This is a genomic window from Ruminiclostridium hungatei (assembly GCF_002051585.1).
Lineage (GTDB): Bacteria > Bacillota > Clostridia > Acetivibrionales > DSM-1351 > Ruminiclostridium > Ruminiclostridium hungatei.
Window position 1 is genome coordinate 136,878 of record NZ_MZGX01000008.1, and the last position, 12,752, is coordinate 149,629.

A 12,752-nucleotide genomic window follows, 5' to 3' on the forward strand; every position below is an offset into this window, starting at 1 on the left:
CCCTCCTGATATATAAAAAAGTCAAACCGGTTTTCTGATAAGATTTCAGGCTGTTATTACTCAACAAACACTTTAGGTTAAAAGTTCATCATTACAAAATATCCTGCAGTCATCTAACAAAAATCATACAGCAGGAAAACCCGAGCCATATAAATTTATAGCAACTAGCAGGATATTTTCATTTAATGCATTTCACGCTGCATTAACCTATTACTTTTTTAACCGCCTCTACAACGCGGTCTGCCTGGAATGGCTTAACAATGAAGTCTCTTGCTCCTGCTTGTATTGATTCAATAACCATAGCCTGCTGTCCCATAGCTGAGCACATTATTATTTTTGCATCACTATGTATTTTCTTTATTTCTCTGACGGCTGTTACACCATCCATTTCAGGCATTGTTATATCCATAATAACCAAGTCGGGAGTAAGTTCCTTATATTTCTCTATAGCTTTTAAACCATTGTCAACATCCGCTGCGATATCATAGCCATTCTTGGACAGGATATCCTTAATCATCATTCTCATAAATGCTGCATCGTCAACAATTAATATACTTTTCCCCATAACGCTCTCTCCTTAACTATTAGTTGATTTTCTAAAACTATAATCGTTTTGATGGATGAATTATATCTGTAATTCTCACACCAAAGCTCTCATCAATTACTACAACTTCTCCCTTAGCAATAGCTTTTCCGTTTACCAATATGTCAACTGGTTCTCCTGCAAGCTTGTCAAGTTCAATTATGGAACCTGATCCGAACTCTAAAATGTCTCTTATCAACTTCTGAGTTCTTCCCAATTCAACGGTCACTTGCAGAGGCAAATCCATTATAAGGCTTATATTTTTCTTTTCCGCCGCAGAAAGTCCGTCATCAAAAGCCTGGAACTGAACAGGCTGTACGCTGACCGGATTTCTTGGCCTTTGCATTTCCTGGTAACCCGCGTCATAACCGTAACCCTGCATTGGCTGCTGCATCATTGGCGGTTGCTGCATCATTTGCTGCTGCATCATTTGCTGCTGCACAGGCGGTTGTTGCATCACCGGCTGCTGCATTGCAGGCTGAGGCTGAGGAACTGCCTGGGATACAGGCGGCAGCTCAGGCTCAGGAGCCGCTTTGGGCTTGGAGGAATTGAGAAGGCTGCTTACAAGCTCTTTGGCAAACTTCATCGGAAGCAGTTGCATAATCTCACTGTCAATCAAGTTACCTACTACCATTTTAAAAGCAATTCTTACAAGCACATCATCCATTTCAAATTCCCCGTAAGGATCGCCGTTTCCAAAACTTACAACAAACGCCCTCGGAGGTGAGATGTCAATTCTTTTTGAAAACATTGACGACATGGAAGTTGCCGAAGAACCTATCATCTGGTTCATGGCTTCACTTATGGCACTTAAATGCAGGTCGGTAAGCTCACCGTCCGCTATAGTACCCTCTCCACCCATCATCAAATCAGTAATTATTTTTACATCATCCTGTTTAAGGATTAGAAGGTTACTTCCGATTAATCCGTCGGTATATTCAACTTTGACGGCAACATACTGTGAATTGTAACTCTGGGAAAGCTCACCCCATGTTGTTATTGATACATTTGGAGTGGTAATGGTCACTTTCTGGGATAACAGGGTAAACAATGTGGTAGCAGAAGTTCCCATGCTTATATTTCCGATTTCTCCCAAAGCATCTATTTCCTGAGTTGACAGGACATCAGCGGGGCTGCCGCCTCCAACATTATCTGTAGATTCTTCCGAAGAGGAAGTGCCGTTCAATAAAGCGTCAATTTCTGCTTGTGTCAGCATATCTCCCATTCTACTCTTCCTCCCTTCTAATCACTTCGGTAATTTTAACCGCAACTTTATTTTTCTTGACACCGGGCTTGGCTAAAAACTTGGGCAGGTCTCCCACCAGCACTTCCAGGTCGCCGTTTATACTGGTCTCCAGCGGCAGCACATCCCCGGACTGAAGATCAAGGAACTCACCGACATTTATCACTGTTCTGCCCAGAACAGCCCTGACCGGAACTAATGTATTTTCAATTCTGAACTCAATATCCTGCTTGTTGTGTTCAGTTTTTTCATTTTCAATATTTGTGAACCAGAGCTTCGTACTCAGCTTTGGCATTATAGGTTCAACCGTCATATGCGGTATGCATATGTTAATCATACCCTTAACCTCTCCGACTACCACATTTAATGTAATCAGAGCTACCATTTCATTTGGATGGATAATCTGAGCAAACTGAGCATTGGTTTCAATCTTTTCAAGCCTTGGCTTTATGGAAATAATACTTTCCCAAGGCTCCCTCATTAAATTTAAAATCTGTATAATAATCCTTTCAAGAATTGCAAGTTCTATCTCGGTAAAGGATCTTATTCTTTCCATGGCAGAACCTCTGCCGCCCAATATCCTGTCAATCAGGGCATAGGCTATGCTGGGGTCCATTTCAAAAATAAGAGAGCCGTTCAGCGGACTGAAATCCACAATACCCAACACCACCGGATTTGCCAGTGAATTGCTGAACTCACTGTATTGCAGCGCATCTACCGACAAGACGTCCACCTGCACCAGCGACCTTAAGTACCCTGATAAAAAAGACTGCACCAACCTGGCATAGTTTTCATTTATGAACTGCAGGGTTCGTTTATGGTCATTGGCAAACTTCGGCGGCTTCTTAAAGTCGTGTAATTTTACTTTTTTTTCGGTTTTAGTAGTCTGAATCTGCTGGACGTCTATATCACCTGTAGTGAGAGCTTTCAGCAGTTCATCAATCTCATTCTGGGATAATATATCTCCCAATCAGCTCACCTCCTATTGATAAAACCAATAATCAAAAACAACGGAGTAAACAAGAGGGCTAGCCTTTTTGTCATTATTCATCAATATTTCATTTATCTTCTTCTTTAAATCCTCAGACGCTTTCTGTTTGGCATCGCTCTGACTTACCTCTTCAAGTGTGAGACCCTGGAAGTAAGTTCCTATTGCAGAGTTGATTTCTTTATTATAGAAGTCAATCTTCGCAGTTATTGCTTCTGCCTTCATACCTTCAACTTCTTTGTAATGCTTCATGCTTGCGCTCAGAACAATAACCGCAACCTGCTTGGGGTCTGTCTTTTTCAAATTGAAATTTGATTTTTCAAATATAACCTTGTTGGCAAGCTCATCATCCGTAGGTACCTTTTCAGTAACCAGAACAACCTCTTTTTCTCCTGTAGAACCCTTGTTGTCGAAAAAGAAATATCCTATAGCAAGGAAAGCAAGTGATATTGAAAGAAACGCCACAATAACCAGTAAAATAAAATAACTGCTTTTTCCTTCCAAAATTGTATCCCCCTTTATGTTTTAGCGCCAATATCCCTAGGATATTCACGTCTAAAATATAATTCCTATGTTAAAAATTAAGTCGAAATTTCTTTTATTCCGGCAATTCTGCCTTTGTATTGTAACACCCTGTCCACTACCTCTTCAACAGACTCTGTAACCACATACTTCTTGCCGTTGACAGTAGATATAACGGTGTCCGGAGTACTCTCTATAGTTTCTATCAGTTCACAGTTCAACACAAAGGAGGACCTGTTAAGCTTAGTTAATCTTATCATAATATTTTTACTCCAAAAAGACAATAGATAAATTCCGTAAAACTTACAAAATAAGACTAAATACATTACTTTTACTACTACCATGGACCTAGGTTTTACCCATGTTCCACGGTAGTAGTTTTTAATTCTTATCTCTTCAGGTTAACCAGTTCTTGTAACATTTCGTCGGATGTTGTAATAATTCTGCTGTTTGCCTGGAAGCCTCTCTGAGTGACAATCATGTCGGTAAATTCTCTTGAAAGGTCTACGTTGGACATTTCAAGCGTTCCCGGACTTAAGGTTCCCACTCCCTCTGAGCCTACCTGTACTCCCTTTGTAAACTCTCCTGAGTTGGTGGAGGTAATAAACAGGTTATCTCCCACCTTCTGCAAACCTGCAGGATTGGAGAAGCTGGCAAGAGCTATGAGACCCAGCGGCTGCTGCTGTCCATTGCTGTATATGCCTGTGAGCATACCGTCGGAGCCTATATTGAAGGTAACCAGGTTTCCTGTGGAATACCCGTCAACATTTGTAGGCTTGACAGAACAGTCGGCTGCAAACATGGTCATGCTGTTAAAGTTAAGCTTTATAGTGAACGGATCTATACCTGAATCATTGGCAGTACCGTCGGGATCTACCGAAAGGTTTATCTCAGGCGGCATGGTATCGTCTGAAGTAACCAGCTTTCCCTTGGAATCAAACTTTATTGTGGAGCTTCCGCCTGCATCATAGGTACCCTTGCCGTCCTTTGAAGAAATGGTATAAGTCCATTCGGTTGTTGACAGCACCGGAGGATCTGCCGTTGTATCTCCAGGGTTTGTCTTTGTCTTTGTAAAGTTTACAGCCAGCTCGTGGGCATTTCCAAGGCTGTCATACACGGTAAACGGAACAGTGAACTGTACTGCGTCTGCCGTGGTATTGACAGGCAAGCCGGAATCAAGATTTCCTGCAAACAAAGCGTTTTCAGTAGCTTTTGCCGCAATAACCCTCTTATTGCCGTTGTCTATGTCGGTATAAAGGTTAATGGGCTTGATTTCAGCCTCGGTGTCAAACTTTACAGAGCCGTCGGGCTGAGGAGTGTATTTCATCCAGCCATACACATTCATACCGCTTCCTGAAACAAGATTGCCCAGCTTGTCCAGTCCGAAGTTTCCTGCTCTTGTAAACTTAAAGCTGTCGGTATTTGAGCCTTTCACTATAAAGAAGCCCTCTCCCTCGATTGAAAGGTCGGTGGGGTTATCCGTTCTTTGTGAACTTCCCCTTGTCATCATAGTGTCAACAGCTCCCACACCGGTACCCAGACCAATCTGCATAGGGTTGGTACCGCCTCTGCCCAACGCCGCATCAGGTGCACCTGCACCTCTGAGTGTCTGGTTGAATACTTCCTGGAAGGTTACTCTTCCTGATTTAAAGCCTAAGGTATTTACGTTTGCCACGTTATTACCAATAACGTCCATTTTTGTCTGGTGGGCTCTCAAGCCTGAAACACCAGAGAACATAGATCTCATCATAATTAAATTGACCCCCTTGTATATATAAGGTTCTTAGTATGGTTCCGTCCGTCATTCAGGAACCTTTCAGCTTCCCGTAAGGGTCCAGCCGATATTGCCTTGCATTGGTCATGCGAATATTGCACCGTCGATATTTGTGAAAACATTTTCTTTCAATTCATTGTTATTTACCGCTGTTATGACCGTCTTGCTCGGAACATTTACTACAAAAGCCATATTGTCCAGTATCACCAATGAATCCTTGACTCCTTTTTGCTGTGCCATTGAAACCGCACTGTTGATTTTGTCCTTTTGAGTCTGTGTCAGATCAATGTTTCTTGCCTGCATCCGCATCTCGGCATGCTTTGAGAATTTTACCCCGGAGCTTTTGTCTATTGCCTGTTGCAGGATACTGTCAAAACCAACGCCGGAATTGCTTGTATTGTTGTTCCTGACTCCATTTGTCTGGACTTTTCCGGTGGATAAAGGCGAATTAATTATTCTGTTTTGAAAATTATTATTAATGACCATTATTCACCTTCTTTCAATTTCCCGTTGTACTTCCGGTATTTTCGCCGCCTGCTTCACCTGCGGTGCTTTCCTCTTTTTGCTTCTGGATATTTGATACACTGTAAACAGATACGTACAAATCATTAACTGTTGCAGTGATCTTTCCGGTGCTTTCATCGATGCTGTAATCCTTCAAGGTTACCGTAACAGGAACTCTGTATCCGGAATCCGGATCTTTTATTGTAAGCTTGACCTGCTTGCCCTTGTTGGTTTCCAGGTAATTTTTCATAAAGTTCGGATCTGCCGAGGTTGCACCTGTTATTTCAGCTACATTTACAGTAACATCATCCATCACTGCATAGTCCTCATGTGTACCCTTTTGGATTTCCTTTACATTACCGCTTAAATAAATGTATTCACCGTTTGAGGAATCATAAACCGCACCTCTTACTTTGAAGCCGATAAGATTTGTATAAGCAGCAAGGTTGGTGTTGGTGTTGTAAATATTATCATTTACTTCAACTACCTTGTCGGCTTCCACCTGCTGGTTGTTTATCATCAGGTAGGTTTTGCCGTTGCTTACCCTGACGGTGGATACAAGCCCTGTAACTGTTTTGACGTCAAAGGTTTTCGGGTCGGTAATACTTGCAGTAACATCCTTGCCTATAAGGCTGAAGGCCTGTGAATTTGTCATTACGCCGTTCATGTTCTGCATTTGCTCCAAAGAACTGAACTGCGCCATCTGTGCAATAAATGCCTTGTCGTCGGTAGGCTCCAAAGGGTCCTGATATCTGAGCTGTGTAACCAAAAGGTTCAGAAAATCATTCTTTCCGAGATCTCCTCCGGTTTTTCTGGTAGCTGCCAGATTTTCCTTTGTACTTTGAATTATCTGTTCAATTGTCTTGTAGTCGGATATGCCGTTGGTTGCTGCCATTTTTTCACCTCCTCGTTTTGTTTTATGCTGTCAGGTTAATGGTGCTGGTTTCATAGGAATACTGGGCAAGCCTTTCCGGAAGATTCTCCATGATAGTTCCCCTTATACCGGTATTTACCGGCACGGCCGAAGTAATTCCCCGCTTTGCGCCCGTTGTGCCGTTCTTGCTGCCAAAGGAATTATTCTGGAACTGCTCCTTTTTTTCCTGTCCTACCTGAACACTTACACCTTCAATATTGATTCCCTGCTTCTGCAGTGAATCCTTAAGCTGCTGCATGTTTGTCTCAATTATTTCCTTTACCTGCTGGTTCTCTGCAACAAATTTTGCAGCCACTATGCCCTGCTCTGTTACCACCTTCAGTTCAAGCTTTCCTAAATGATCAGGTTTCAAGTGTATGACCATTTCGGTCTTGTCCGGGCCTATGACCACTTTGGCCTGCTCCACCACCTGGTTCAGCAACTCGCCTGTCTTTATGGTCTGAGGCATTGCAAATGTGGATTTCGCAGCTTCTGTCTGATTATTGGCAATAGCCCTGAAATCATTTAAAGCCTGCATAAATTGCTGTTGAGGATTCTGCTGGGCGTTTGTGCCCACCTGCACAGAAACATTTTTAACTTCTGCCGGTAAATCCCGTGCTGCATCAGTGACGGAAGCCCCGGTTTCCTTGCTGTCCTCTCCGGATTTGTCCAGGTATTTGCTGTCTGCCTTTTCATCAACAACTGCCACCTTCTGCTGCAGTATGCCCTCCCCTGCAAGCTCTTCGGCTGAGGTTCCGGCTGTGGCTGTCCCGTTCTCCTGGGTAATGGGGGAAACCCTGTTCAGTGCCTGAGCCCTCATGGCTTCAATGACTTTTGCCACCTCCGCAGCAGTGGTCTGAGGTTCAGCTTTTGCAGCTTGAAGCAGTTCATCCAATTTTGCCTTGACAGTTTCGGCAAGCTTTGAAAAATCAGCTTCAATTGAGTCCGAGCCGGAAATAACCTGCTCCGCCTTTACATCCGCTGCTGCCTGGGGCTTATCTGCAACCTTGTTATCCACTTTAGCCAACTGCTTTGTTATTTCCTGTACCAAACCGGAAAGTGCAGTCTTTTGTGTATTATCCAGTTGAAGCAAGTCACCCAGCTTTTCAGCCAACTGCCCCAGCTTAACATTACTGCTCAGGTCCTCGGCGGAAAAGCCAAGTTTTTCAGAAAGCTTTACAAGTTCCGCAGGGGATATTCCCAGCATTTGAGCAAGAACATTTATCTGCTCATCATCTTTCAGAGAATCGCCTTCAACTTTTCCAAGCTCCTCCTTACCTGCCTCTGCGGCGGGCTTTGTTTGAGCCTCGCTCACCGCGGCCTTTTCACCGGAACCGGAGTTGTTTGTCTGTACAGGCTTCAGATCTCTGTAGGATTTGAACTTTACCTGAGAATCGGTATTTCCGGGGGCTTCACGTTCAGCTTTTATGGCAGGTCTTTCAGTAGTCCTGGCGCTGCTGCCGCTGCTCACAGCCCTGTCAAATACGGCTCTGAAATCCGAGGTCTTGTTGTCCTGGACGGTTTTTGACTTCAGATCAAGAGCTGCCATATCTGAAGTCTGTGCAACCAGATAGTTGGTATTATTATATGAAATCATTTTCTCACCTCCTTTCAATAATCAAGTAACGAATAATATTTAGTAACAGTGCAGTCTGACCTGCACCGGATTACCCTTCTTCAAACTGCAAAACTACTTTTCAGTCTTATCAGTGCCTACATTATAGACCTTGGCCAGTTGCTCCGAGACCTGTGCGGCAAATTCGGGAGCCATTTCGGTCAATATACCCGCAGCAGTTTCCTTTTTCATATTCTGCAAAATTTCCAGTATCAGAGGCATCTTGCTTTTTCCCAACTGCTCCAGTATGGTGGCCACAGATGCTGCGTCCATGCTTTCATATATTGACACATACTTTTTTGCGTCTGCACTGATTTTTTGCTTCTGCATGACCTTTTCATACAGCTCGGCTGCCTTTGCGGCATCTATTCTTTCAAAATACTCCTTATACGCAGTTGGGTCGCCTTTTGCAATGACCTCTGTCAATTCATCAAAGTCCTTTTTCAAGGTCTCATACTCGGCGGCCTGTTTCTGCTGTGCCTTTTCAGCCTCGTCCTTCTGCTGCTGGAGCAAGGTTGAGTTTGTATCCTTGGCCTCCAACTGCCTGCTGATGGCATCAGACTGCTTTGTGAGCTCTTCAAGCTGCTTTTCAAGCTGGGAGTTTATTGCCCTCAGTTCGGTGTACTTCTGCCTGACCTGCTCTTCGGTCATGTTTTTCTCATCCTCAGGCTCCGGCAGGGGCGGGAGCGCCAGCTTTAATACGGGTATGTTTTCTATGGTTCCCCTCATGTTTTCTGCCACACCGTTTACATTGTTTTTTATTGCAAAAAAGAACACTCCGCCTATTATTAATGCTACAAGTAAAAGTGCTGCAACTATAGAAAGTATATAAAACATTATGCTGTTCTTATGTGTCCCCTCTTCACCTGATGCCTTACTATCCTTATCCAGGCTTTTGAGAGCTTCATCCACCTGCTGCAATTCATTGGTGTCTCTTTTGTTATCGGCCATGTCTATTCCCCATCCGGCATGTTATACGCCCTGTTTAAACTTGTAGCTGTTCAGCTCGTCTATCAAAAGTTGTTCTTCCCTGTTTTGCTCCTTGAGAAAATCCTCATGCTTCTTTTCCTTAAGCTTTTCTATTATTTTCCTGTCCTGCATTGCCTTAACAAGAGCTTCCCTATTTATATCGACATCATTCTGCGCATTATTTACATTTTCTTTCTGCCTTACTATCTTATTTTTCATAAGTCCGAAAAAACTGTTAAAATTTCTGACCTGATATACGGGCACACCGCCGTCTACAGCACTGGTCAGAGCTCTCCTGGAAGCTTCCCTTGTCTCCTCCAGCTCCACAAGGCAATTCTTCTGGTTCTCAAGTTCCCTGGCGGCCTGGGCCAGATTGTTTTTTGCATTATCTTCCAACTGTGTTCTCAGTTTAAGTACCGATTCAAGCCTGAATCCAAATTTTTGCATGAGACAACCTCCCTGCCGACTTCTCCTATCCAAGTAAACTCATAAGCTGTTGGTGCACTTCCTCAAAGGTCACCTTCTGGTCGGTATCCTGCTGGAGAAAAGCGGTTATTGCATCTATACAGTCAATGGCATAGTCTATTTTTTCATTGCTGCCTTTCACATAGGCACCTATGTTTATCAGGTCTTCCGCCTCACGGTGTATTGCCAATGTCTTTTTTACTTCCGAAGCATATTTTTTGTGCTGCTTATCTATAATATCGCTCATAACCCTGCTGACACTGGCCAGTACATCTATGGAGGGATAATGGTTCTTATTTGCAAGCGCCCTGGAGAGAACAATATGTCCGTCCAATATGCCTCTGGCCGTATCAGTTACCGGCTCGGTCAAGTCGTCACCATCCACCAGTACTGTATACAGCCCTGTAATGGAACCTTTTTCCGAGGTTCCCGCCCTTTCCAGCAGTTTTGGAAAGACAGAGAATACCGAGGGTGTATAGCCACGGGATACAGGCGGCTCTCCTATTGAAAGTCCCACCTCTCTCTGAGCCATGGCATATCTTGTAAGGGAATCCATGAGAAGCAGCACATCCTTGCCGCTGTCGCGGAAATATTCAGCTATGGCTGTGGCAACCATGGCCCCCTTCAACCTTATGAGCGCCGGCTGATCCGAGGTTGCAACAACTACCACAGACCTTGACAGTCCTTCCTCGGTCAAATCCCTTTCTATGAATTCCCTGACCTCCCTGCCACGTTCTCCAATCAAGGCGATAACATTGATATCCGCCCTGGTATTCCTGGCAATCATACCCATCAGGGTACTCTTCCCAACACCGCTGCCTGCGAATATACCTACCCTCTGGCCCTTGCCTATGGTCAGCAGCCCGTCTATCGCTCTCACACCCAGCGGCAGAGGTTCTGCTATCCTTTTTCTTGTCATTGGGTTGGGAGGTTTATTATCAGTCCTATAAAATATTCCGGGGCTTATGGGACCCTTGTCATCCATGGGCCTTCCAAGCCCGTCCAAAACTCGTCCTACCAACTCTTCCCCCACTGCTACCTTCAGGATGTCTCCATTTGCCGTAACAGTACAGCCGGGGCTTATACCATTCATTTCACCAAGAGGCATAAGCAGGACCTTTTCATCCTTAAAGCCCACTACTTCGGCCTTAAGCGGCCCCCCTCTGGATACATGTATGTTGCATAAATCGCCAATACTGGCCTGGGGGCCGTCAGCTTCAATAGTAAGACCTACAACCTTTGATACTCTGCCTATATAGTCAATATAATCTTTAGTGTCCAACGCATCCCGGTATTTTTTCAGGTCTATCACTATTCTACGGCCTCCTTTTTTATAAAAGTCTGGTTACTAAAATTAGTTAAGGTACAATGTCACACCTTAACTAATCTTTTCCTCCAGCAATCCTTTAAAGTCATCTTCAATTTTTTTGAGCCTGGTTTCCGCACTTGCATCAATACCTCCGAACGGAGTTTCAATGATGCAGCCGCCTTCCTTCAGAGAGAGGTCCTTCTTTAGTTCCACTTCCTCCGATCTCTGAAGCAGGGATAAAAGCTCTTCTTTATTTTCATTTACATAATCAAAATCCTGTTCAGATAATTTCAGTACTGCCTTATGGTCTTTAGCGCATTTTTCAAAGGCTTCTCTCACAAGCAGCAAAATATTCTCCTTGCATTGAAGCTCTCTGCTTATTACTTTCCTGGCAATATCAAGTATGGTGTTTACCGCATCGGCTTCCAGGGAGTCAAGCACCTGCTTATACTCCATGCCGGCCTGCTCCTTGATTTCCTTTGCCTCCCGCAGCAAGCCTTCGTATTCCTCTCCGGCTTTGGCCATACCTGCCTCATAGCCTTCCTCGCCCGCTTCCTGCAATGCCTTGCCTCTCAGCTCCTGTATCTCTTCAGAGGCCTTTGACATTAAATCCTTGGCCTCTAAAAGTGCTTCCTTTATAATATAGTCAGCCTCAGTTCTTGCTTTGTTCAGTATCTCTTCTCCCGCAGCCCTGCAATCAACTTTCGGGGTGTCCTGATGCTCTGCGGGGTCAGCTTTGACACCAGGATTACCAACTCGTAAAACCGGCGGCTGATAAGTTACAGGAGACTTGATTAAAAATGGTATGCCTACATTAACCTGGTTATGTTTAAATATCTTATTATTAGACAATTATTTCATCTCCTCCGCCTCTGGAAATAACTATCTCACCTGCGTCCTCTAACTTACGGATTATATTGACAATCTTCTGCTGCGCCTCTTCAACATCCTTAAGTCTAACAGGTCCCATAAACTCGAGGTCTTCTCTTATCATCTCACTCAAACGCTTGGACATATTGGCAAAAATAAGCTTCTGAACATCATCGGTAGCACCCTTGAGCGCAACTGCAAGCTGATTGTTGTCAACTTCCCTGAGGAATCTCTGGATGGATCTGCCGTCAAGTGTAAGTATATCTTCAAATACAAACATACGCCGTTTGATTTCCTCTGCCAGATCTGTATCCTCAATTTCCAGGGTTTCCATAATAAACTTCTCTGTTCCTCTGTCAACAGAGTTCAATATATCAACTATTGATTGAACACCGCCGGCTGCGGTATAATCCTCTGTAACCAGCGATGACAGCTTCTTTTCAAGTATTCTTTCAACTTCCTTTATGACATCGGGCGATGTCCTGTCCATTGTTGCAACTCTTCTTGCAACATCCGCCTGCTTGTCCTGCGGCAATGCCGAGAGTACAACAGACGCCTGATGAGGCTTCAGATATGCCAGTATCAGCGCTATAGTCTGCGGATGCTCACCTTGAATAAAGTTCAAAAGCTGCGACGGGTCGGTTTTTCTCACAAAATCAAAGGGACGAACCTGCAGGGAAACAGTCAGCTTGTTTATAATATCAACCGCTTTTTGAGTTCCCAGGGCTTTTTCAAGAATATCCTTGGCATAGCCGATACCACCTTCTGCAATATACTCCTGGGCAAGACATATCTGATAAAATTCATCAAGAATCCTTTCCTTTTCATCAGGGGTAACTGCCCTTATGTTAGCTATTTCCAATGTAAGCTGCTCTATCTCGTCCTCTTTTAAATGCTTGAATATCTCCGCAGACTTTTCAGGCCCTAATGAAATCAATAGCATTGCTGCCTTTTCCTTACCGGTGTATTCTGTCTTGGTACTATTTCTCGTCAAGTT

General features: G+C 44.0%; 14 protein-coding genes. All 14 read right to left on the minus strand.

Annotation, left to right across the window (positions count from 1 at the left end):
- Positions 1–202: 202 nt before the first annotated feature.
- The 14 genes from CLHUN_RS07775 to fliG all read right to left on the minus strand — a co-directional run bounded on the left by CLHUN_RS07775 (position 203) and on the right by fliG (position 12,749).
- A complete protein-coding gene (locus CLHUN_RS07775; protein WP_080064018.1) occupies positions 203–565 on the minus strand; it encodes a response regulator in 363 nt (120 codons plus the stop codon).
- A 37-nt stretch (positions 566–602) separates the two neighbouring features.
- Positions 603–1,808 carry a flagellar motor switch phosphatase FliY gene (gene fliY / locus CLHUN_RS07780; RefSeq protein ID WP_080064019.1) on the minus strand — a complete coding sequence of 402 codons (1,206 nt, stop codon included), beginning with the start codon at positions 1,806–1,808 and terminating at the stop codon, positions 603–605.
- 1 nt (position 1,809) lies between these two features.
- The gene (gene fliM, locus CLHUN_RS07785; protein WP_080064020.1) at positions 1,810–2,796 is read right to left on the minus strand and encodes a flagellar motor switch protein FliM; all 987 of its coding nucleotides are present in this window, start codon (positions 2,794–2,796) and stop codon (positions 1,810–1,812) included.
- 12 nt (positions 2,797–2,808) lie between these two features.
- Complete coding sequence (locus CLHUN_RS07790; protein WP_080064021.1) at positions 2,809–3,318, minus strand: flagellar basal body-associated FliL family protein; 510 nt, start codon at positions 3,316–3,318, stop codon at positions 2,809–2,811.
- A gap of 77 nt (positions 3,319–3,395) precedes the next feature.
- Positions 3,396–3,596, minus strand: coding sequence for a flagellar FlbD family protein (locus CLHUN_RS07795; protein WP_080064022.1), 201 nt, complete (start codon positions 3,594–3,596; stop codon positions 3,396–3,398).
- A gap of 128 nt (positions 3,597–3,724) precedes the next feature.
- The gene (locus tag CLHUN_RS07800) at positions 3,725–5,086 is read right to left on the minus strand and encodes a flagellar hook protein FlgE (protein WP_080064023.1); all 1,362 of its coding nucleotides are present in this window, start codon (positions 5,084–5,086) and stop codon (positions 3,725–3,727) included.
- A 108-nt stretch (positions 5,087–5,194) separates the two neighbouring features.
- Positions 5,195–5,596 carry a TIGR02530 family flagellar biosynthesis protein gene (locus CLHUN_RS07805; protein WP_080064024.1) on the minus strand — a complete coding sequence of 134 codons (402 nt, stop codon included), beginning with the start codon at positions 5,594–5,596 and terminating at the stop codon, positions 5,195–5,197.
- A 13-nt stretch (positions 5,597–5,609) separates the two neighbouring features.
- The gene (locus CLHUN_RS07810; protein ID WP_080064025.1) at positions 5,610–6,509 is read right to left on the minus strand and encodes a flagellar hook capping FlgD N-terminal domain-containing protein; all 900 of its coding nucleotides are present in this window, start codon (positions 6,507–6,509) and stop codon (positions 5,610–5,612) included.
- 22 nt (positions 6,510–6,531) lie between these two features.
- The gene (locus CLHUN_RS07815; RefSeq protein WP_080064026.1) at positions 6,532–8,124 is read right to left on the minus strand and encodes a flagellar hook-length control protein FliK; all 1,593 of its coding nucleotides are present in this window, start codon (positions 8,122–8,124) and stop codon (positions 6,532–6,534) included.
- A 93-nt stretch (positions 8,125–8,217) separates the two neighbouring features.
- Entirely contained in the window at positions 8,218–9,093 is an 876-nt protein-coding gene (locus CLHUN_RS07820) for a hypothetical protein (RefSeq protein WP_080064027.1), read from the minus strand.
- A gap of 21 nt (positions 9,094–9,114) precedes the next feature.
- Complete coding sequence (fliJ, locus tag CLHUN_RS07825; protein ID WP_080064028.1) at positions 9,115–9,558, minus strand: flagellar export protein FliJ; 444 nt, start codon at positions 9,556–9,558, stop codon at positions 9,115–9,117.
- A 25-nt stretch (positions 9,559–9,583) separates the two neighbouring features.
- Positions 9,584–10,888, minus strand: a complete 1,305-nt coding sequence (gene fliI, locus CLHUN_RS07830) for a flagellar protein export ATPase FliI (protein ID WP_080064029.1) — start codon at positions 10,886–10,888, stop codon at positions 9,584–9,586.
- 66 nt (positions 10,889–10,954) lie between these two features.
- Positions 10,955–11,737, minus strand: a complete 783-nt coding sequence (locus tag CLHUN_RS07835; RefSeq protein ID WP_080064030.1) for a FliH/SctL family protein — start codon at positions 11,735–11,737, stop codon at positions 10,955–10,957.
- Positions 11,730–12,749: a flagellar motor switch protein FliG gene (gene fliG, locus CLHUN_RS07840; RefSeq protein ID WP_004626989.1), complete on the minus strand. Its 1,020-nt coding sequence runs from the start codon at positions 12,747–12,749 to the stop codon at positions 11,730–11,732. The genes CLHUN_RS07835 and fliG overlap by 8 nt, the downstream gene beginning before the upstream one ends.
- Between the last annotated feature and the right edge of the window lie 3 nt (positions 12,750–12,752).